The sequence below is a fragment of the Parundibacterium terreum genome (assembly GCF_014636315.1).
Lineage (GTDB): Bacteria > Pseudomonadota > Gammaproteobacteria > Burkholderiales > Burkholderiaceae_D > Undibacterium > Undibacterium terreum.
The window spans coordinates 673,462-695,284 of record NZ_BMED01000003.1 but is presented as its reverse complement, the minus strand read 5'-3'; the positions used below and the strand labels follow the sequence as shown (position 1 = coordinate 695,284).

General features: G+C 55.1%; 18 protein-coding genes. 11 read left to right on the top strand and 7 right to left on the bottom strand.

Annotated features, from left to right (window positions below; genetic code table 11):
* Positions 1 to 170: 170 nt before the first annotated feature.
* The 9 genes from IEW12_RS17820 to IEW12_RS17780 all read left to right on the top strand — a co-directional run bounded on the left by IEW12_RS17820 (position 171) and on the right by IEW12_RS17780 (position 8,243).
* Complete coding sequence (locus IEW12_RS17820) at positions 171 to 899, top strand: YebC/PmpR family DNA-binding transcriptional regulator (RefSeq protein WP_188567409.1); 729 nt, start codon at positions 171 to 173, stop codon at positions 897 to 899.
* 89 nt (positions 900 to 988) lie between these two features.
* On the top strand, positions 989 to 2,260 hold the full coding sequence (gene purD, locus IEW12_RS17815; RefSeq protein ID WP_188567408.1) for a phosphoribosylamine--glycine ligase: 1,272 nt from the start codon (positions 989 to 991) through the stop codon (positions 2,258 to 2,260).
* A 22-nt stretch (positions 2,261 to 2,282) separates the two neighbouring features.
* Positions 2,283 to 3,182, top strand: coding sequence for an oxygen-dependent coproporphyrinogen oxidase (gene hemF, locus IEW12_RS17810; protein ID WP_188567407.1), 900 nt, complete (start codon positions 2,283 to 2,285; stop codon positions 3,180 to 3,182).
* Positions 3,173 to 3,874, top strand: coding sequence for a nicotinate (nicotinamide) nucleotide adenylyltransferase (gene nadD / locus IEW12_RS17805; RefSeq protein ID WP_188567406.1), 702 nt, complete (start codon positions 3,173 to 3,175; stop codon positions 3,872 to 3,874). The genes hemF and nadD overlap by 10 nt, the downstream gene beginning before the upstream one ends.
* Positions 3,875 to 4,603 carry a ribosome silencing factor gene (gene rsfS, locus IEW12_RS17800; protein WP_188567405.1) on the top strand — a complete coding sequence of 243 codons (729 nt, stop codon included), beginning with the start codon at positions 3,875 to 3,877 and terminating at the stop codon, positions 4,601 to 4,603.
* A 60-nt stretch (positions 4,604 to 4,663) separates the two neighbouring features.
* Complete coding sequence (gene rlmH, locus IEW12_RS17795; protein ID WP_188567404.1) at positions 4,664 to 5,134, top strand: 23S rRNA (pseudouridine(1915)-N(3))-methyltransferase RlmH; 471 nt, start codon at positions 4,664 to 4,666, stop codon at positions 5,132 to 5,134.
* A gap of 191 nt (positions 5,135 to 5,325) precedes the next feature.
* On the top strand, positions 5,326 to 5,946 hold the full coding sequence (locus tag IEW12_RS17790) for a Maf family protein (RefSeq protein ID WP_188567403.1): 621 nt from the start codon (positions 5,326 to 5,328) through the stop codon (positions 5,944 to 5,946).
* Positions 5,947 to 5,966: 20 nt separating this feature from the next.
* Entirely contained in the window at positions 5,967 to 7,433 is a 1,467-nt protein-coding gene (rng, locus tag IEW12_RS17785; RefSeq protein ID WP_188567402.1) for a ribonuclease G, read from the top strand.
* A gap of 15 nt (positions 7,434 to 7,448) precedes the next feature.
* The gene (locus IEW12_RS17780; RefSeq protein WP_188567401.1) at positions 7,449 to 8,243 is read left to right on the top strand and encodes an alpha/beta hydrolase; all 795 of its coding nucleotides are present in this window, start codon (positions 7,449 to 7,451) and stop codon (positions 8,241 to 8,243) included.
* Positions 8,244 to 8,524: 281 nt separating this feature from the next.
* On the opposite strand, the gene IEW12_RS17775 is transcribed toward IEW12_RS17780, so the two are convergent.
* From IEW12_RS17775 to dnaE, 6 genes are all read right to left on the bottom strand, one after another.
* Entirely contained in the window at positions 8,525 to 9,316 is a 792-nt protein-coding gene (locus IEW12_RS17775; RefSeq protein ID WP_188567400.1) for a THxN family PEP-CTERM protein, read from the bottom strand.
* Positions 9,317 to 9,772: 456 nt separating this feature from the next.
* Entirely contained in the window at positions 9,773 to 10,813 is a 1,041-nt protein-coding gene (waaF, locus tag IEW12_RS17770) for a lipopolysaccharide heptosyltransferase II (RefSeq protein WP_188567399.1), read from the bottom strand.
* On the bottom strand, positions 10,810 to 11,391 hold the full coding sequence (locus IEW12_RS17765) for a peroxidase-related enzyme (protein ID WP_188567398.1): 582 nt from the start codon (positions 11,389 to 11,391) through the stop codon (positions 10,810 to 10,812). The genes waaF and IEW12_RS17765 overlap by 4 nt, the downstream gene beginning before the upstream one ends.
* A 44-nt stretch (positions 11,392 to 11,435) precedes the next feature.
* Complete coding sequence (gene msbA / locus IEW12_RS17760; RefSeq protein WP_188567397.1) at positions 11,436 to 13,169, bottom strand: lipid A export permease/ATP-binding protein MsbA; 1,734 nt, start codon at positions 13,167 to 13,169, stop codon at positions 11,436 to 11,438.
* A gap of 39 nt (positions 13,170 to 13,208) precedes the next feature.
* Positions 13,209 to 14,531 (bottom strand): O-antigen ligase family protein, encoded by a 1,323-nt coding sequence (locus IEW12_RS17755; RefSeq protein WP_188567396.1) that lies wholly within the window; start codon positions 14,529 to 14,531, stop codon positions 13,209 to 13,211.
* A 5-nt stretch (positions 14,532 to 14,536) separates the two neighbouring features.
* Positions 14,537 to 18,031, bottom strand: coding sequence for a DNA polymerase III subunit alpha (gene dnaE, locus IEW12_RS17750; protein WP_188567573.1), 3,495 nt, complete (start codon positions 18,029 to 18,031; stop codon positions 14,537 to 14,539).
* 239 nt (positions 18,032 to 18,270) lie between these two features.
* Here dnaE and IEW12_RS17745 point away from each other — a divergent pair, with 239 nt between their 5' ends.
* Entirely contained in the window at positions 18,271 to 19,191 is a 921-nt protein-coding gene (locus IEW12_RS17745; protein WP_188567395.1) for a sulfurtransferase, read from the top strand.
* Between the two features lie 88 nt (positions 19,192 to 19,279).
* Here the strand turns inward: IEW12_RS17745 and IEW12_RS17740 are convergent, their stop codons facing one another.
* Positions 19,280 to 20,449 carry a cyanophycinase gene (locus IEW12_RS17740; RefSeq protein ID WP_188567394.1) on the bottom strand — a complete coding sequence of 390 codons (1,170 nt, stop codon included), beginning with the start codon at positions 20,447 to 20,449 and terminating at the stop codon, positions 19,280 to 19,282.
* A 214-nt stretch (positions 20,450 to 20,663) separates the two neighbouring features.
* Between IEW12_RS17740 and IEW12_RS17735 the strand changes: the two genes are divergently transcribed.
* Positions 20,664 to 21,800: a succinylglutamate desuccinylase/aspartoacylase family protein gene (locus IEW12_RS17735; protein ID WP_188567393.1), complete on the top strand. Its 1,137-nt coding sequence runs from the start codon at positions 20,664 to 20,666 to the stop codon at positions 21,798 to 21,800.
* Positions 21,801 to 21,823 lie beyond the last annotated feature (23 nt).

Genomic DNA, 21,823 nt, shown 5'->3' with positions numbered 1-21,823 from the left:
TTTTTCTGCCCGAAAGCGCAAAGAAAGGACAAACTGAGCGGCTTTAAGGAATTTGGATAAAGTCAATATGTTAAAATAGCGGTCTTCACTAAAAATTCAAAGCTAGGCGAATTCGGCATAGGCAGGACAAACGTTCCCGGCTGACCGCGCCGCTCCAAGGAAAGACGATCATGGCAGGACATAGTAAATGGGCCAATATCAAGCATAAAAAAGCAGCGACAGATGCCAAGCGCGGCAAAATCTGGACCCGGCTGATCAAGGAAATTACTGTGGCGGCCCGTATGGGTGGCGATGACGTCAACGCCAATCCGCGTTTGCGCCTGGCAGTTGACAAGGCGGCCGATGCGAATATGCCCAAGGATAACGTCACCCGCGCAATACAGCGCGGCAGCGGCACGCTGGAAGGAGCGAATTACGAAGAAATCCGCTATGAAGGTTACGGTATAGGCGGTGCAGCCATCGTGGTTGATTGCATGACGGATAACCGCGTACGTACCGTCGCCGAAGTGCGACATGCTTTCTCCAAGTTTGGCGGCAATATGGGAACCGAAGGTTCCGTTGCCTTTTTGTTCAAGCATTGCGGCCAGATGTTTTTTGCCCCGGGCACCAACGAAGACGCACTGATGGAAGCGGCGCTGGAAGCCGGCGCCGATGACGTGATCACCGACGAAGAAGGCGGCATAGAAGTATTGTGCCCACCGCATGATCTGTCGGCGATCAAGCAGGCACTGGAAACCGCGGGATTCAAGCCGGAAGTGGCCGAAGTGACAATGAAGCCTTCGACCGAAACGGTATTCACCGGTGACGACGCAGTAAAAATGCAAAAACTGCTGGATGCGCTGGAAAACCTGGACGATGTACAGGAAGTGTTTACCAATGCCATTATCGAGCTGGAATAACGAATAACGGATCAAAAAAGGATGGCAAAGTGCTTGCGCTGCTGTCTTCGAGCAAACCCTACGATTTACTCTGCTGAGTCTCAATACTTATGAAAATTCTGGTAGTCGGCTCTGGTGGCCGTGAACATGCCCTGGCCTGGAAATTGGCGCAATCCGAACGTGTGCAGATGGTCTATGTTGCGCCGGGCAATGGCGGCACGGCGGCAGATACACGCCTGAAAAACGTGAATATCAGCGACCCGCTCGCATTGGCAGAGTTCGTGAAGCAGGAACAGATAGGCCTGACTGTGGTCGGCCCGGAAACACCTCTGGCTGCAGGTATCGTGAACATCTTCCGCGAGCACGGCCTGAAGATTTTTGGCCCTAGCAAGGAAGCAGCACAACTGGAAAGCTCCAAGGATTTCGCTAAATCCTTCATGCAGCGCCATGCGATTCCGACTGCGGAGTACCAGACTTTTTCAGATGTGGCAGCCGCACATGACTATATTGCGCAAAAAGGTGCACCTATTGTAATCAAGGCCGATGGCCTGGCCGCCGGCAAGGGTGTCGTGGTAGCGATGTCGCTGGAAGAGGCGCATGCCGCAGTCGACATGATGCTGTCTGATAACAAGCTGGGTGATGCAGGTGCCCGCGTGGTCATCGAAGAATTTCTGGCAGGCGAAGAAGCCAGCTTCATCGTCATGGTGGACGGCAAGAATATCCTGCCACTGGCTACCAGCCAGGATCACAAGCGTTTGCTGGACAACGACCAGGGTCCGAATACCGGCGGCATGGGTGCCTATTCCCCAGCCCCTATCGTCACGCCGCAATTGCATGCACGCGTGATGCGCGAGATCATCGATCCTACCGTACAGGGCATGGCCAAGGACGGTATCGTGTTTACCGGCTTCCTGTATGCCGGCCTGATGATAGACGATCACGGCAACCCGAAGACGCTGGAATTCAACTGCCGCATGGGTGATCCGGAAACGCAACCCATCATGGCCAGGCTGAAAACCGATCTGGTCACCGTGATGGAACATGCTGTCAACGGCACGCTAGATACCATAGAACTGGAATGGGACAGGCGCACCGCGATGGGTGTGGTCATGGCTGCAGCCGGTTATCCGGATGCGCCGCGCAAGGGTGATGTGATTACCGGCATACCGGCTGAAACTGCCGATTGCGTAACCTTCCATGCCGGCACCGCGCAAGATGCACAATTGAAAGTGACCGGCGGACGCGTACTGTGCGTGGTAGGCCTGGGCGACACGGTCAAAGTAGCGCAGAAGCATGCATATGACACTGTGGAGAAAATCCACTTTGACGGTGCGCAGTATCGCCGCGACATAGGCTGGCGCGCCTTGAACAAGAAACACTGAAACGCTGGAGCACGGCAAAAGAATGACAGATTCCGTTAGCGTCAAAAATTACCTCATCGGCCTGCAGGCGCGCATTATTGCAGCGTTGGAGGAGGTCGATGGCAAGCATTTCATTACCGATAGCTGGGACAGGCCGGACGGCGGCGGTGGCATCTCGCGGGTATTGGAAGACGGCAATGTGTTTGAGCGTGGCGGCGTCAACTTTTCGCATGTAATGGGTGACAAGCTGCCGCCATCGGCTGCGGCAAGCCGTCCGGAACTGGCGGGACGTAAATGGGAAGCGATGGGCGTGTCGCTGGTGCTGCATCCGCGTAACCCCTATGCGCCGACGGTACACATGAATGTACGTTTTTTTACGACCAGTGCAGAAGGCCAGGAGCCGGTGTGGTGGTTCGGCGGCGGCATGGATCTGACGCCGTACTATGGCTTTGAAGAAGACGCGGTCCACTTCCATCAGACATGCAAGGATGTGCTCGCGCCGTTTGGCGACAATTTGCATCCGCGTTTCAAGAAATGGTGTGATGAGTATTTCTATCTGAAGCACCGCAAGGAAGCGCGTGGCGTCGGTGGCATTTTCTTCGACGATTTCAATGAACTGGATTTCGCATCCAGCTTTGCAATGATGCAAAGCGTGGGCGATGCCTTCATCCCGGCTTATCGGCCTGTGCTTGAAAAGCGCAAGGATATGTCCTATGGTGAACGCGAGCGCGATTTCCAGGCTTACCGCCGTGGCCGCTATGTCGAGTTCAATCTGGTGTTCGACCGCGGCACGCTGTTCGGTCTGCAGTCGGGAGGCAGGATAGAATCGATACTGATGTCGATGCCTCCCATCGTCAAATGGCGCTACGACTGGAAACCGGAGGCAGGCAGCGCGGAAGCCAGGTTGGCCAGCGATTTCCTGGTGCATAAGGAATGGGTGTAAGGCCATCCGCCGGCCCCGCAGCTAAAGAATGCGTACTGGTGCTGGGCGGCAGTTTTGATCCGGTGCACCAGGGGCATGTCGCTTTGGCAAGCATGTTCGCTGGTCTGTTGCGGCCACAGCAGTTGCGCATCATACCGACCGGCAATCCCTGGCAAAAAGCCGGGCTGGCCGCCAGTGCCGAGCAGCGCACAGCAATGCTGCAACTGGCCTTCCAGGATTTGGAAAATGAAGTAAGCTTGTCCGTGCTGATTGACAAACAAGAAATAGAACGCGCGGCCAGGCAACAACCTACCTATACGATAGAAACCTTGCGCGCATTGCGTGCCGAGCTCGGTGAGCAGGCTTCCATCGTTTTTTTAATCGGTGCCGATCAATTGCAGAATTTGCATACGTGGCACCAATGGCAACAATTATTTGAACTTGCCCATATATGCGCGGCGTCCCGTCCGGGGTTCAGGCTGGATACGACACAACTACCGCACACCGTCGCACAAGAATTTGTCCGCCGGGCTGGAACACCTGAGCAAATCCGCACGACTGCGTACGGCCTGACTTGCCTGGCATCCGATCTGGATGTGGACATTTCCGCCACACAAATCCGTGCAGAACTAAAACAAGGTGGTCCAACCACATTGCTAGTACCTGCCAAGGTGCTAGACTACATTCAACAACAACATATATATACAAACTAAATGGATATCAAAAAACTGCAAACCCTGGTGGTTGACGCTCTGGAAGACGTCAAAGCACAAGAAATCAAGGTCTACGACACTACCCACCTGACCAGCCTGTTCGACCGCATTGCGATTGCATCCGGTACCTCGAATCGCCAGACCAAGGCTCTGGCCGCATCGGTGCGCGACAAGGTCAAGGAAAACGGCGGTAACATCATCAGCGTTGAGGGTGAAGTGACCGGCGAATGGGTACTGGTCGATCTGGGCGACATGATTGTGCACATCATGCAACCGGCAATCCGCGCCTACTACCGCCTCGAAGAACTCTGGGGTGAGAAGGAAGTCAAATTCGGCGCCGCCAAACGTGTGTCCAAACGTACCGCGTCAGAGCCGGAAGAGGAAGAGAAGCCAAAACGCGCAACTCGTGCAGGCAGCAAGGCGCCAGTAGAAGTGACGCACACCATGCAGTCTACCCAGACCACACTGGACGACGAACCGAAGAAAACTCGCAAACCGCGTGCAACAACTGCTAAAGCGGTTGCCGACGCAGTAGCAAAACCTGCCCGCAAACCTGCCGTCAGGAAAACTGCCACTACAGCAGAAGGCGCGCCCGCGCCAAGGAAAACTGCGACCAAAGCACCAGCTGGTGCCCGCGTCAAAGTTGCAGCAACCAAGACCGCTACTGCATCCGCAAAACAGGCAGCAACCAAGCGTGCGGCCACGGCCAAGCGCAAAACAGCAGAGTAATATGCCACGACGCCTTCTCCCGGTTTCGGGGGAAGGTATCCCACCCGATTTCAGAACATTATGCAGCTCATCATCGCAGCAGTCGGCCACAAGATGCCTGCATGGATAGAATCCGGCTTCACCGAATACAGCAAGCGCATGCCTGCCGAATGCCGCATCCATCTCAAGGAAATCAAACCCGTCGAACGTTCCGGCAGCAAGACTGCTGAGACCGTCATGGCTTTGGAACGGACCAAGATAGAAGCGGCCATTCCTAAAAATTCCCGCATTATCGCGCTGGACGAGCGCGGCAAGGACCTGACCTCGGTCGCGCTGTCGCAGCATCTGGTGCAATGGCAGCAGGACGGCCGCGACGTCAGCTTCATCATCGGCGGTGCGGATGGCCTGGATGCCCAGTTCAAAGCCAGTGCCGACATGCTGATACGCATCTCCAGCCTGACCCTGCCGCACGGCATGGTCAGGGTATTGCTGGCCGAGCAGCTATACCGCGCCTGGTCCATTACGCAGAATCACCCTTATCACAGGGTATAACCCGAAGCCGGAAGTGCATTCCGGCCCTCTTCCCTTTTATTGCGTTACCCCCGCCAGAGCCGGCTTGCCAGACAAGGGCCAGCTTCGCCTCGGCACGGCGCGACCTCCGCCAAATGCAAAATTCCGTCACAGCCTATTGCCCAGCGAATTGCTAAGCACTACACTAGGTCAGCACTTAACGGGAACCCACTATGGCTATTAACGATAATAAGATCTATCTCGCATCCAAAAGCCCGCGCCGCCGGGAGTTGCTGCGGCAAGTAGGCGTCGAGTTTGAGCTGCTGCTGTTACGCGACTCGCCAAACCGGGGCCAGGATGTGTCTGAAGCAGTATTGCCGGATGAATTGCCCGACGACTACGTTGCACGCGTTACCCGTGAAAAAGCCGATGTCGCCTGGCAAATCATGACCCTGCGCAAACTCCCGTTTCGTCCCGTGCTGGCGGCAGATACCACCGTCGTGCTTGATAATAAGATTCTCGGCAAACCCCAGGACCAGGCCGAAGCACTCGACATGCTGAAGCGCCTGTCCGGTGCCACCCATACTGTTCTGACCAGCATCGCGGTGCACTATCTGGATGGCACCCTGTACGCAACGCAGCGCTCCGAGGTGACCTTCGCCAGCTTGACCGACGCGCAGATGCAAGCCTACTGCATGTCGCCCGAACCGTATGACAAAGCCGGCGGCTATGGAATCCAGGGCAGTGCTGCCCGTTTTATTTCTCACATCAGCGGTAGTTATTCTGGCATTATGGGTTTACCATTATTTGAGACTAGTCAGCTATTACGAAAGGCTGGCATCTTTATCCCCTAATCATCCTAGCGTCCCCAAGCATGAGCGAAAACCTCCTCATTAATATCACCCCGCAAGAAACCCGTGTCGCCCTGATTTTCCAGGGAGCAGTGCAAGAACTCCACATAGAAAGAACCCTGTCCCGCGGCCTGGTAGGCAATGTCTACCTGGGCAAGGTGGTGCGTGTGCTGCCCGGCATGCAATCGGCCTTTATCGACATTGGATTGGAACGGGCCGCCTTCCTGCACGTTGCCGATATCTGGGATTCGCGTTCACATGACGGCAATACGACGGTGCCGCCTATCCCTATCGAAAAGCTATTGTTCGACGGCCAGGCTGTGACGGTGCAAGTGGTGAAGGATCCGATAGGCACCAAGGGCGCAAGGCTGTCTACGCAGATTTCCATTGCGGGCCGCATGCTGGTGTATCTGCCGCAGGATTCGCATATCGGCATTTCACAGCGCATAGAGAATGAAGCCGAGCGCGAAGCGCTGCGCGCCAAAGTGCAAAGCCTGCAGCAGCCGGATGAAAAAGGTGGCTTCATCGTACGCACGATGGCTGAAGATGCCTCCGATGAGGACTTGAAAACCGACGTTGAATACCTGCGCCGAACCTGGGCCAACATCACCCAGTTGGCCAAGACCAAGCCCGTTACCACCCTGCTGTACCAGGACCTGAATCTGGCCCAGAGGGTATTGCGCGATTTCGTCAATGAAGAAACCGACAGCATACAAGTTGATTCGCGTGAAAATTTCCTGATGCTGCATGACTTTGCCGGCACCTACACGCCGTCCGTACTACCCAAGCTGCAGCATTACACCGGGGAGCGCCCGCTGTTTGACCTGTATGGCGTGGAAGAGGAAATCGAGCGGGCACTGGGGCGGCGGGTGGACCTGAAGTCCGGCGGCTACCTGATCGTTGAGCAAACTGAAGCGATGACAACGATAGACGTCAATACCGGCAGTTTTGTCGCCGGCCGCAATTTTGACGACACCATATTCAAGACAAATCTGGAAGCCGCACATGCGATAGCGCGCCAGTTGAGGCTGCGTAATCTGGGCGGCATTATCATTCTCGATATCATCGATATGGAGAATGCCGAACATCAGGCGGCAGTGCTGGCAGAACTGAACAAGGCCCTGTCACGCGACCGCACCAAATTATCCATCTCCGGTTTTTCTGCGCTGGGGCTGGTGGAGGTTACCCGCAAGCGCACGCGGGAATCCCTGGCTCATATACTGTGCGAACCCTGCCCCGCCTGCAGCGGCAAAGGCCAGGTCAAGACCGCGCGTACGATCTGCTATGAAATCCTGCGTGAACTGCTGCGCGAAGCAAAACAGTTCAACCCGCGCGAATTCCGCATCATGGCATCGCAGGTCGTCGTCGATATGTTCCTGGAAGAAGAATCGCAGCACCTTGCCATGCTAGGCGACTTCATCGGCAAGCCTATCTCGCTGCAAGTGGAGAGCGTGTTCCATCAAGAGCAATACGACATCATCCTAATGTGAGTTTACCTGCAAGCCATGATAAAACATCTGCTGCTAGGCCTGTCGCTCCTCTATTCCTCCATGGCTGCTGCAGAAGATGGACAGATGCTGCAAGTGCAAACCCGGGATGGCGTCACTGTTCCGGTATTCTGGGTGAAACAGGAACACGCGTCCGCTACGCTCATTTTGCTGCCCGGCGGTGCCGGCGGCATAGGCAAGCTTGATGACGCTGGCTGGCCGGGTAGCGCCAACTTCCTGATACGCAGCGGCCGGATGTTCGCAGCCTATGGTTTCAATATCGCGATGGTGTCACGCCCTTCCGATATCCAGGATCTGGATTTTTCGGTACGAACCAGTGACAGGCATATCCTGGACCTGCACAAGGTGCTGGATTATGTGCATAATTTGTCGGATGCTCCGGTCTGGGTGGTAGGCACCAGCCGGGGTACCATCTCCGCCACAGCGCTGGCAATCAGTGAAAGTAATACCAACGCTAATGGCGCACTTGCAGGCATCGTACTGACATCCAGTATCACCGACAAAAAACCAGGGGCGTTGCCAACGCAATCATTGAGCAAAATCTCGGTTCCGGTGCTGGTAGTGCATAACCAAAAAGATGCCTGCCCCATCTGCCAGCCATATCAGGCAAGCTATATCGTCAATGCATTAAAAAATGCACCCGCCAGAAAATTGCTGATGCTGGACGGCGGCTCGGGTGCCAGCGGCGACGTATGCGAAGCACTGCACTACCACGGCTTTATAGGCATAGAGCAGCAGGCGGTCGATGCGATCTCGCAGTGGATACAGCATCCAGTAAACGCCGCTCCCTGAAGCGCAGCAAGCGCTTCTCCTCCCCTTCCGTAAGCTGCAGCATTCATCAGCGAGCATGATGTCGTTACCGCCCACGAACCGCTAGTGGCCAAGGGACGTTCAGCTATTTTCCTTGTGGAAATAATCTTTAAGCGAAGTATCACTGATACTTAGATGACCCTTAAAAAGACAAAGGCACAACATCGAAATGATGGTGTGCCTTTGTGTTTCTGCCCTCTTCTTATTTATTGATCTTCTCTATCTTTTCTATTTTTATCAGGGGCATGGTGTAAAACTGCAATTTACATTTTTTGCGATTTCCTGCCGCGGATGAAATATAGACCCAGCAAGCCTATCGCCAACAATGCCAGTTCGCTAGGTTCTGGAATCGTTACGACATCCGAAGTAATGACGAATGCAAACGTCGCTGGTGTATTTTGTCCTTCCAAAGTCTGGAAGCCCAGGCATCCTGTAGCAGCACCCGCAGCGGCGCAAGTCAGAGGATCCAGAGGAATCAGATTGTTTGTAGTAGAGAAAATGCTGACGAAGTAAGTATTGCCGTCATACATGAACGAGTTATTCAGCGCGCCCAGGTCAATCACAAAGATATCATCGCAAACACTGGTGCTTGGGAAGCCGCAAGGTGCGGTGTTAGGTGTTTCCTTGAAGCTGATATTGAAATTGATTGACTGGGTAGGCAGCGAAGGGCCGACGCTTGGCAGATTCGGTGTCAAGGTCAATTGGTTGAGCAAATTAGCAGACAGCAAAGTACTGAAGCTGGCGTCAATAGGATTGTTGTAGTGAGTGATGGTATTGGTAACTGCTGGAGCGCCATTCGTATTAATCGTGCTGTTCACAGTGTCATTGGTAATATCCAGGCCGCTACGGTTTCCTGCACCAAAGCTGCCGCCGGTTTGCCCCCAGCTCAGGGTTGTAGCAGATTGTGAAGTGGTGCCTGTACCGCTAGAGAAAGTAGCTGCGGTCCATGCCAATTTTTCACTGAAAGACCATTGGGTGACCAATGGGCCCGCGGCCGCTGTTGTTGCAATCAGCAAACCTGCTACGGCTCCCAACATACTTAGAATTTTTTTCATTTCATTCTCCTGAATAAAGTTAGCGGATCAAGATGGGCCTATGGCTACTTCAACCTTACCTTCACCAGCAGGACTAACGCTGAGCCGAATTACCCGAATGCCCACTTACTTCACCGCCATCAAGCAACTGGACAAACTATCATCAGCAAATACCGTACCTGATCGCACATATGAGGTGTCCTACTGGGGCAGATGTCCTTAACGGCGAGATAACTTTAGATGACTGTAAAATCTGTCGACGTTGCTATGAAAAACTAAAATAACGCAAGGAAATTGAATTGTTGGGACTAAAGAAATAGCTACCCAGAAAAGAAGGACCAAACAGCAGCTACAGAGGGGAAATGGGATAAATAGCGTTTGCGCCGGAGGGAAATAAAATCTGCACAGCAATTCCGGCATTTTCCGAGTTAAAAAAATCTGCAAAAAATTCCGACAAAACCGTGTAGCTACTCTGAATCAAGCTGTGGAAACGTCCAGCATAGGCTGCAACTCTTTCCATACAACAACACTGTCTAGTTTCTGCATGCAATCATGATGGCCCAGCGGGCACTCCCGCTGCTTGCAAGGGGCGCAAGCAAGACGAAGGGACAGCGAACGTGCGATATCGGAAAAAGGAGGCGCGTGGTCAGGATCGGTAGGGCCATAGATGGCGATCACGGGGCGGTTCAGCGCAGAGGCAATATGCAGCAGGCCGGAATCATTGCTGACCATGGCATCGGCTCTGGCAATCAGGGCCACTGCCTCGTCCAGCGAGGTTTTCCCAGCCAGGTTGCGGACAGCCGGACACAGTGTGACAATTTCTTCGCACACCGCCTGATCCTTGCCGGATCCCAACAGAACAATCTGGGCCATTGGCTTGTCAGCAAGCACTGTTTTTGCAAGTGCAGCAAAATGAGAAGTGGGCCAGCGTTTGGCATTACCAAACTCCGCACCGGGAGCAAATGCCAGCAGCGGACGATCTTGCTGCAAACCAAGCTTGTCCAGTACTCCGGTGATCTGTTCTGTAGCCACGGCCAGCGTCGGACGCGGCAATTGACCAGGCGTAACAGTAGAGGGATCACGCGCCAGTGCCGCATAGAAAGGAACCATGGCCCGCGGATGCACGGGATCATCGTGATGCATCACATTGATCAATCCGTACCGGCTTTCGCCCTTGTAACCGACCCTTTTGGATATTCCGGCAAGCCAGGGGATCAACGCAAACTTCAGCGTATTCGGCAGCACATAAGCGTCTGCATAGCCGCGCTTTTTCAGCTCACGGGCAAAGCGCCAGCGTTCTCGCAATTGCAAGGCACCATGCTTGAATGGCGTGCTGAGTACCGTATCCACTTCCTGCATGACACGTAGTACAGGCGCCACCCAGGCCGGCGCCAGCACGTCTATCGGCCTTTCCGGATGCTGCTGCTTCAATAGCCTCAATAGAGGCTGCGCCATGACGGCGTCTCCTATCCAGTTAGGCGCAATGACCAGCGTACGGGGAGTGCTCAAACCTGTCATGCGCGAGGAACCCGCCCCATCAGGAAAAACTCATCATTCGGCCGCATGGAAATCACGTTCGCCATGCGATTGGACAAACCGAAGAATGCAGTGATCGCAGCAATATCCCAGATATCCTCGTCATCGAAGCCATGCTTGCGCAACTCTGCATAGTCGCCGTCATTGACACTCTGGGAATCCAGGCAGACCTTGATCGCGAAATCCAGCATCGCCGATTCACGCAGCGTGATGTCGGCCTTCAGATGATTGACGGCAACCTGATCAGCCACCAATGGGTTCTTGGAGTAAATGCGCAGGATGGCGCCATGCGCAACCACGCAGTAAAGACAGTTATTTTTGGCACTGGTGGCAGTGACGATCATTTCGCGGTCAGCCTTGCTGAGATTCCCGGTCTGCTTCAGCATCAATGCATCATGATAGGCAAAGAAAGCACGGAATTCATCCGGCCTGTGCGCCAGCGTCAGGAATACGTTGGGCACGAAGCCCGCTTTTTCCTGCACGGCAAGAATTTTTTCGCGGATATCGTCCGGCAGTTGCGCCAGTTCAGGCACGGGGAAGCGGGAAATTGCTGTTGTCATTGGATGTCTCCTGTTATTCCTTATTTCAGTCCCAAAAACCGGACCTACGCTGCAAACTGAAGGCGATACAAGTTGGCATAGACGCCTTCGGCATCCAGCAATTCCGCATGCGAGCCAATTTCCACTATCTGGCCATCCACCAGCACGGCAATCCTGCTGGCTCTTTCTATAGTGGACAAGCGATGCGCAATCACCAGCGTGGTACGGCCCTGCATCAATTCATCCAATGCTTGCTGTACTGCACGTTCTGATTCGGAATCCAGTGCAGAAGTAGCCTCGTCCAGTATCAGTATCGGCGCGTCCTTATAGATAGCACGTGCAATAGCCATGCGCTGGCGCTGTCCGCCCGACAGGCGCATGCCGTTGTCGCCTATCATCGTCTGCAGGCCGTTCGGCAAATCCCTGACCACTTCGCCCAGATGCGCCGCCTGCACCGCAGCAGCAACCCGAGCCGGGTCCGGTTCAGGATCTCCATAAGCGATATTGGCTTCAACCGTATCATCAAACAAAATCACGTTCTGACTGACCATTGCTATCTGTTCACGCAGACTGCGTAAGGATATGTCTTGCAAAGAAACGCCATCCAGCAAGATGTCGCCTTGGTCGGGAGCATAAAAACGCGGCACCAGGTTCACCAGCGAGGTCTTGCCGCCGCCGGACATGCCGACCAGCGCAATCGTCTCACCAGGCTGTATGCTGAGGTTGATGTCACGCAGCGCCGAGCTCTCCTGGCCCGGATAGGTAAACCCGGTGTGCCGAAATTCAAGCTGGCCGCGCGCCCTGGCCGGCATATCCTTACCACTGTCTACTTCCGCTTCTGTATCCATCATCGCAAATACCGATTCCGCTGCCGCCATGCCACGCTGCATGGGGCCATTCAGGTCGGCCAGGTGCTTCAGCGGCGTCAATATCATCAGCATCGCCAGGATGAATTTGACAAAATCACCCGCCGTCGTTTGATTGTCCATCGCCTGCATGACCGCCAGCACGATGACCACGGACACGGCGCAGGCCGCCAGGATCTGAGTCAGCGGCGTGGTCGTTGCAACCGCAACCGTGGTGCGCATCGAATAGCCGCGCAATTTTTCATTTTTGCCGTCGAAACGCTTCTGCTCATATTGCTGCCCGCCGAACACACGTATTACCTGGTGCGCGCGGGTGGTCTCTTCAATCACCTGCGTCAGTTCATTATTGACTTCCAGCTGACTCTGGTTCAGCTTGCGCAGGCGCTTGCTGACATTGCGCACCAGGAACGCCAGCACGGGTATCAATACCAGGGTTACCAATGTCAATTGCCAGTTGACCCAGAACAAGTAGCCCAGCAAAGCAGCTACCGTTAGCGAATCACGAATCAACGTCGTCATCGATACCTTGAACATCTCGACGATCAGTTGCGCTTCAAACATGATGGTATTGATCACGCGGCCGCTGGATTCTGCCTGGTAGAAGCGGATGGGCACACTGAGTATCTTCGCAAATACGCTGGCCCGCATATTATTCAGCATTCGGGTAGCTACCCAGGACATCAGATAACTGGTGATGAAAGTGCAGACGCCGCGCAATACAAAAATGCCGATCACGGCAACAGGTATCTTCCACAGCGCGAGATGCTCGCCTTTTTTAAAGCCATGATCCAGCAGGTAGCCGAATACATTGGGCAGCATGATTTCGGTCAGCGCCGTGCCCAGCATGGTCAGCAAAGTGACCAGCAAGTGCTTGCGATATTGCCTGATGCTTAGCCACAGGCGCTTGAAGACCAGGATTGTTGCATTATTCATTGATTCGGATTTTCAATCTTTTCATTATTAAAAGCAGCTTCAGATATTATTTTTCTGCTCGCCGCTGCGCGCACCCGCCAATGGAATGGCCAGCAAGATCATGAAGGCCATGCCAAACACCCCGTCGCGCAAGATCGCATTGAACATGCCGCCTATCAGCATCGTCACGCCCAGCATGGCCAGCATCATGCCGCGTTCGCCGCCCATTCTTTTCGCGATCAGCAACTGGCTCAGCCATATCCACAGCAAGGCAGCCACGCCAAAAACCCCAACTTCCGTCGCGTACAGCAGGTAATCATTATGCGGTGTCGTCATCGTGCCGCTGGACAAGCCACGAGCGCGCTCCTGGTATTCGCTCAGCCAGCTGCCTATGCCGTGCCCCGTCCAGGGTTTTTCAGATGCGATCTGCGCGGTCAGATGATAGATCTCTGCGCGCATGCCATCTTCACCAGCATTTTCACCACGGACAAAAGCCCTGGCCTGATGCAGCGTGCACAGGCCCCGGTTTACCATGACCTGCGCCGGCGAGCTGTCCTGCATGTCCCTGACTATGCACTTTTCCGGCGCGGGCAGGCTGAACGCATACTGCAAGCCGCTCCACAGCAGTAAGGCAAAAAATCCCAGGATACCCACGCTGCGCCACGAGAAGCTCAGCCGGCTGAGCGGTATCATTGCGCACAGGAACAACATGATCAGGCTGGCCGTGCGGCTTTTAGTCAGCAGCATCAGCGCCACCACAATATAGGCCAGTACCAGCAAACGCAGCCAGCGCCCTTCCTTGATGATCACCAGCCGGTTCAGTGTCCACCCCGATGCTACCGCCAGCAGAATGCCCAGCAGGATGGATTTATTCCCCTGGTACACCACATAGCTGTGCGTCATCGTCGTCAGCGGAAGCAGTTGCAGGAAGTTAAGGTAAAACAGGCTCGCCGCAATCAAGGCGCCGCTCAGAAAAAATTGCACTGCCCTACGCTGCCAGTCCCCCGCCCCCACGCACAGGAACAATAGCAGGAACAAATATGTCTGATAGTGTCCAAACGCGGACCAGAATTCTCCGGCAGGCCGGGGCAGAAGGATAGCGACCAGGCAAGATACCAGGCTGAGCAACAGGACAGGCTTCAGCATCGGGCTATTGCGTATCGCCAGTCCTTTTTCCCTGTAGCCGCCGGAAAAGGCCAGGCTGATCAAGAACAGCAACACCCCTGCATACATCCATCCCAGCGGAAAAAACAAGCTCAGCGGCAATACCGACAATACATGCTGCGGCAGCTCTGCGCGCAGGGTCTGCGCAGGTTTCACCGTTACATGCCCATCACTGCTGCCGGCGCTTGCGCCGCCTGCATCTTGAATGCGTAAGCTCATAGGCCTCAGGAGTATTCTATCTGCACGTTTTTAGGAGATAGCCAGTCTGACAGCGTTTGCCGCAAACCGTCATCGGGATTGACCCGCCAGCTATCGGCAAAATACAGCTCGGCCGCAGCCATGCTGTTCTGGTAACGCACCACTACCGGACATCCTTCCTGGTCCAGATAGGGTTTCAGGGTTTCCTGCAGCGTCTTTACGTCAGCCTCGGCGGTCAGGGTGATCCGCAAGCCCTGCGAGAACTGCACCCTGGCGCGGCCTATATCCATCACCTTTTCCGCCGAGATGCGCAAGCCGCCGGAGAAGCGGTCTTCCGACACCTTGCCCAGCACTGCCAGGAATTCATCTTCCTTGAACAGGTTTTTGTACTGGTCCAGCAGTTCGCTGTACACAGTAACATCGACCACTGCTGTGCCATCGTCCAGCGTCACGATCAGTATCTTGCCGCGCTGCGTCATCTGCGTGCGTATGCCCGAGATGATGCCGGCAATCAGGCGCAAATCGCGTGAAGGTTCCAGCTTGGCCAGCGTGGTCTTTATAAACTGCCGCACCTCGGGGGCGTAAGAATCAAACAGATGGCCGGACAAGTAAAAGCCCAGCGCCAGCTTTTCTTCAGTCAGGCGCTTCTTGTCAGTCCACGGTGTGGTCTTGATGTATTCCGGTGGCGGAATCAGGTCTTCATCATCGCCAAAAAGACTGACCTGATTTGCCGCCTTGTCGGCCTGCTCCGCAGCATCCATTGCCAGGCCCACGGTTGCCAGCAATACCGCGCGGTCCTCGCCAAAGCCGTCAAAGGCGCCTGAGCGTATCAGCGATTCTATCGTGCGGCGATTCACCTGGCGCTTGTCGATGCGCTTGGCAAAGTCGAACAGGCTGACAAAAGGTCCATCCGCTTCACGCGCAGCGACGATGCTTTCTATCGCATTTTGTCCCGAGCCCTTGACCGCGCCCAGGCCGTAACGAATCTGGGTGGCTTTCTTGCCCGGCTCGCCGACAGGAATGAAACGGTATTCGGACTGGTTGATATCCGGCGGCAGCAAGGTCAGCTTGCAGATATCGATGGAGTCTTCGACCAGGATCTTGATCTTGTCGGTATCGTCCATTGCCAGCGACAAGTTGGCTGCCATGAACGCAGCAGGATGATGCGCCTTCAGATAGGCGGTGTGATACGACAGCAGCGCGTAAGCGGCAGCATGGGATTTATTAAAACCATAGCCCGCGAACTTTTCCATCAAATCGAAAATCTCGTCGGCCTTTTCCTGGCTCAGACCATCCTTGGCGGCACCGTCGCGGAAAATCTGGCGATGCTCCGCCATCTCTTCGGCTTTTTTCTTACCCATCGCCCGGCGCAGCAAATCCGCGCCGCCCAATGAATAGCCGCCGACGACCTGCGCCATCTGCATAACCTGTTCCTGATACACCATGATGCCGTAGGTTTCAGACAGAATGCCTTCTGTACGCGGATCGGGATAATCGAATTTCTCGCCGTGCTTACGTTTGCAGAAATCCGGGATCAGATCCATAGGACCCGGACGGTACAGCGCCACCAGCGCGATAATGTCCTCAAAACGATCGGGGCGTGCGTCTTTCAGCATGCCCTGCATGCCGCGGCTTTCCAGCTGGAATACCGCAACCGTTTTGGCCTTGGTCAGCAGCTCATACGAAGGCCGGTCATTCAGCGGCAGGCTTTCCAGGTTGAAGTCGGACATGGACGGATCCAGCCGCTTGATATAGTTCACCGCGCGGTCCAGGATGGTCAGCGTGGTCAGACCCAAAAAGTCGAACTTGACCAGGCCGACCGCCTCCACGTCATCCTTATCGTACTGCGACACCACGCCGGAATCGCCGCCCTGCGTGTACAAGGGGCAGAAGTCGGTCAGCTTGCCCGGTGCAATCAATACGCCACCGGCGTGCATGCCGATATTACGTGTAATGCCTTCAACCTGCTGCGCAAGGTCCAGCAATTGCTTGACCTCTTCCTCATTCTCTTGCCGCTCTGCCAGCAAAGGTTCTTCAATGATCGCCTCGGCGATCGTCACCGGCTTGCCCGGCTTGAACGGAATCAACTTGGACACGCCGTCGCAAAAGTTGTAGCCGAAGTCCATCACCCGGCCCACGTCGCGGATCGCGCCCTTGGCCGCCATGGTACCGAAGGTGGCAATCTGCGACACCGCCTCCTTGCCGTAGCGATCCTTCACATACTGGATGACCTTGTCGCGGCCTTCCTGGCAAAAGTCGATATCGAAATCGGGCATAGATACCCGTTCCGGGTTCAGGAAACGTTCAAACAGCAGGTTGTAAGCCAGCGGGTCCAGATCGGTAATGCTGAGAGAATAAGCGACCAGCGAACCCGCACCTGAGCCCCGCCCTGGTCCTACCGGCACGCCGTTGTTCTTGGCCCATTGGATAAAATCTGCCACGATCAGGAAGTAGCCGGGGAAACCCATCTTGATAATGGTATCGGTTTCAAACTTCAGCCGCGCCTCATAGCGCTCGCGATTCTGCTGCCGTTTTTCCTCGTTCGGGTACAGGTGAACCAGGCGTTTTTCCAGGCCCAGCTTGGATTCATGCACCAGGTAGTCGCCAATAGACATGCCATCCGGCGTAGGGAAGTCCGGCAATTTCGGCTTGCCCAGTTCCAGTGTCAGGTTGCAGCGCTTGGCAATCTCTACCGCGTTTTGCAGCGCGCCCGGCAAATCGGCAAACAACGCTGCCATCTCGGCTTGGGTCTTGAAGCACTGCTGATCATTGAAGCGCTTGACGCGTCGCGCATTGGCCAGCATCTCGCCTTCGGCGATACAGGTGCGCGCTTCATGCGCAATGTAATCATCCTTGCTGATGAACTGGATGGGATGGGTAGCCACGACCGGCAATGCCAGTTTCTGCGCCAGCCTGACAGCCTGGCGCACCTGGTTTTCCATATTCGGCTGATTGGCGCGCTGGATCTCGATATAGAAATGGCCGGGGAAAATACTCGCCCAACGTTCCGCATTACGTTCGGCCAGCTCAGTATTGCCATTGTCGATCGCTATCCCTACATCACCAAAATGGGCCCCGGAAAGAGCGATCAGGCCTGGCTCGCCGCCCTGCTGGTGCAATTCCTGCAGCCATTCAAATTTAAGCTCAGCCTTGCCTTTGTATTGATTGGTCAGCCATGCCTGGGCCAGTAATTCACATAATTGCAAGTAGCCCTTGCGATTCTTGACCAGCAATAGCAGGCGTGAAGGCTTTTCCCGGTCGGCGTCATTGGTGATCCATACATCGCAGCCGGCGATAGGTTTGATACCTTTGCCACGTGCGCTTTTATAGAATTTGACCATGGCAAACAGATTGGCCAGGTCGGTAATCGCCATCGCCGGCTGTTTGTCTTTTTCTGCGGATTTGATCGCATCATCAATGCGTACCAGGCCATCCACGATGGAATATTCGGAGTGCAGGCGCAGGTGCACGAACTGGGGGCCGACTGGCTGGGCCGCTGCCGGGGCTGCCCCTGCAGCCATTGCATCATTAGCAAGTATTAATTCTGTAGTCATCCCGCTATTTTACAGTGCCAGCGGGTATTAAACGAAGGGAAAAAGCCCTTGCAAAAACGAAAATGTAAGAGCGTGTAAAAGAACAATAAGCAGAGTAAATTGCGGTTTACCTGCGCTAGATCAAGTTTTTTGCAGGTCAAACTTTAAAAAGTAGCTCGCAAAAGTTTATAATACTGATAAATCAATGACTTACTGAATTATTTGCCATGCCATCCACCGCAACAACCGCCACAACGTCAGCAGCAACGCCCTACGTTAATATTTCCGCCTACAAGTTCATCACTTTCAACGATACCGCTGAAAAACGTCCGGAATTTCTGGCCAAATGCCAGGAATTGAACCTGAAGGGCACGGTCATCCTGAGCCCGGAAGGCATCAACATGTTCCTGGCCGGCCTCCGCGAAGAAATCGACGCCTACATGAACTGGCTGCATCAGGACGAGCGCTTTGCCGACGTGGTCGCCAAGGAAAGCCTGTCGGACAAGCAACCCTTCACCAAATTGCTGGTCAAGCTGAAGCCAGAAATCATCACGATGCGCATGCCGCTGATCAAGCCGGAAGATGGCCGCGCACCTGCGGTCGATGCGCAAACCTTGAAGCGCTGGCTGGACCAGGGCCATGATGACAACGGCAAGACTGTGGTCATGGTGGATACCCGTAATGATTTTGAGGTTGACGTTGGCAGTTTTGACAATACCATCGACTACCGCATCGCCAAGTTCACCGAATTCCCTGCCGTGATCGAAGCCAATCGCGACAAGCTGAACGACAAGACAGTCGTCACCTTTTGCACCGGCGGCATACGTTGTGAAAAAGCAGCCATCCATATGCAGAATGTCGGCTTTGACAGCGTGTACCAGTTGGAAGGCGGCATCCTGAAGTATTTCGAGGAAGTCGGCGGCGCTCACTATCACGGCGACTGTTTCGTCTTCGACTATCGCACCGCGCTGAATCCACAACTGGAAGCCACCGATACAGAGCAATGCTTTGCCTGCCGCGGCATCGTCACGCCACGCGAGCAATTATCGCCACTGTATATTCCCGGCGTTTCCTGCCCGGCATGCGCCTCTGCAGAAGCTAAAGCCAAGGCAGCAGCCCAGGCAAACGCAACACAGGAAGCAGCATAGCGTCACTGATGGCATTAACAAGACATCGATAAAGAAAAAGGGGCCGCACTGCGGCCCCTTTTTCTTTTGCATCTGCAATCTGCGTTCTCTAGTTCTCTTCAGTGTCCGGCCAATCCGAATACAGCGGCAATTGCATGCATACCGGCCGCACGTCCAGCCGTATATTCAACATGGTGTACGCTTCCGCACCGGAAGCGTTGGAAAAGTATCCTTCGCTGTCCGCCGTCTTGCAGAAGCTGAATTCAAAACCCAGCTCTGGCCTCGCATCCGCAGGACCGCCGAAAGCGAGGCCTGTTGCCCGCTGCTGCCGGCTATCGATCAGGTTTTCGAGTAAATCAATCAGCGTGGTATTGCCCAGGATATCGGGATAAAACCTGGCCCCATCACGATAAGGCAAACGCGGCTCCAGCCTGCCTTCCAGCTTGTCAGCAGCAGGCTGCACCACGCCGCTGAGGAAATTATAGCTATCCCCGTTGTCCAGATAACTGATCCTGGCATTGCTGATATTAAACTCCTTGCGGCTGGCATCGCTGCCCGCCCGCGATAAATCGATTAGCACAGCCCCTTTGTGGCCCACAATCTCCACGTCGCCCCTGCAAACTATCATCGCGGTGTTCTCGTCCACGCCCAGCCCCAGGCGATAGTTCTTCTGCCGCATTGCCACCAGCATTCTGGCAAAGCGGCCACGGACGATCAGGTGCTGGTCTATAAATACATCGGGGCCGATAAAGCCCAGGCCGGGAGCGACTTCCTTCCCATCTTCCAGGCCGGCTTTCAGGGCCGGCAGCACGGCCGCATCAACAAACGTCTGCGTGCTCATGACCGCCGCACCGGCACTACTACCGATGATAACGCCGCCGCTGCGGTACTTGTCCCACACCGCATCCAGCACCAGCGAACGGCTGCCATCCTCCCTGACCAGCGCCTGCATAATCCGGCCCTGGTCCCCTCCTGTGAAATAAACGCCGGTCGCTGCGCTGACCTGCCCGGCTATTGCCGGATCCTCCGCAGCCGCGCGGTAATCGCAGCCGGCCAGCTTGACGGCCAGCGGCACCATGAAGGCCTGGGCGCCATATTTATTCAGGCTGTGTATTGTCAGGGCCGCTGAACGCTCAGGGTCACCGGCAGCAGATGGAAATACGGCAATGTTTGCCTTCGCACCACCCGCCAGTTGCACAATACGCTCCCACACCGCGGCATTATCCACGCGCAATGCACCGCCTATGATGACCAGCGTACCTTTTATTTCATCTGACACTTTCGCCCCTTAGCACTTCTTCTTGGTTGTTCTTTTTTGCAATAGGAAATCCTGGCATAAATGATACAGCATGCGCATGCCGTCTCCAGGTATCGCGACTGACGTGTCTTGCCGCATTTTTATCTAAAAACGATATGTTTACGCTATGCTCAGCATTTAGCCCAGACGCTGTCGGGCGTTCTGGAATTCACCCACATCAAGGCCGACTTCTTACATGCGCATTGAATACCACTCCCTGCCATCGCCCAGTTCCAACTCGGAAAAACAATTGCAGAGCCTGCATTTCGGCCACGCCGGTATCGCCCCGCAGACCCGCAAGGTGTATATCCAGGCCTCGCTGCATGCAGATGAAATCCCGGGCATGCTGGTGGCCCAGCACCTGCGGCAGCGGCTGGAATTGCTGGAGGCAGAAGGCAGGCTGTCCTCGGAAATCGTGCTGGTGCCGGTCGCCAATCCAGTCGGCCTGGCGCAGGTAATACAGGGCACGCCGTTTGGGCGCTTTGATCTCAGTTCCGGCATCAATTTCAATCGTGGCTACCGCAACCTGGTGCCGCAGCTCAAAACGATACTGGCAGACAAACTCGGCAGCGACAGCGCAGACAATGTCAACACCATACGCAGCGCGGCCAGGCAATTGCTGATGGATTGGCAGCCGGTGTCGGAAACAGAGACCCTGAAAAAGACTTTGCTGATGCTGTCCATCGATGCAGATATTGTGCTGGATCTGCATTGCGACAATGAGTCTGTTCTGCATTTGTATACCGGCACGCCGCTGGCCGAAGCTGCCATGCCCCTGAGCCGCTTGCTGGGTGCGCAAGCGCTGCTGCTGGCAACCGAATCCGGTGACGACCCATTTGATGAAACCTGCGGCCGCATCTGGTGGGAGCTGGCCGAGCATTTTGCGCCAGACTATCCTGTGCCGCTGGCCTGCATGCCGGTTACGGTGGAGCTGCGCGGACAGGTGGACGTCAGCCATGCGCTGGCGAAGCAGGATGCAGAAGCCCTGATTGCCTTCCTGGTACACACCGGCCATATTGAGAAAGACGCACAGGGCGAGAAAAACCTGCCGCCCGCGCTATGCAAACCCACGCCGCTGGAAGGTGTGGAACCGCTGGTCGCCGCGCATGCAGGCATCGTGGTATTCAGCAAGCTTCCCGGCGATGCCGTTAAGCAGGGAGACTCTATCGCAGAATTGATCGACCCGGTCAGCGGCGTCGCGACGAGTGTCAAAGCCACGGTCAGCGGCAAGCTGTTTGCGCGCATTGCGCACCGCTATGTGCATAAAGGCACGACACTGGCCAAGATCGCCGGCGAAGTCGCCTATCGCAGCGGCAAACTGTTGTCGCCTTAGTAGAATTGGGGCGCTATTATTGA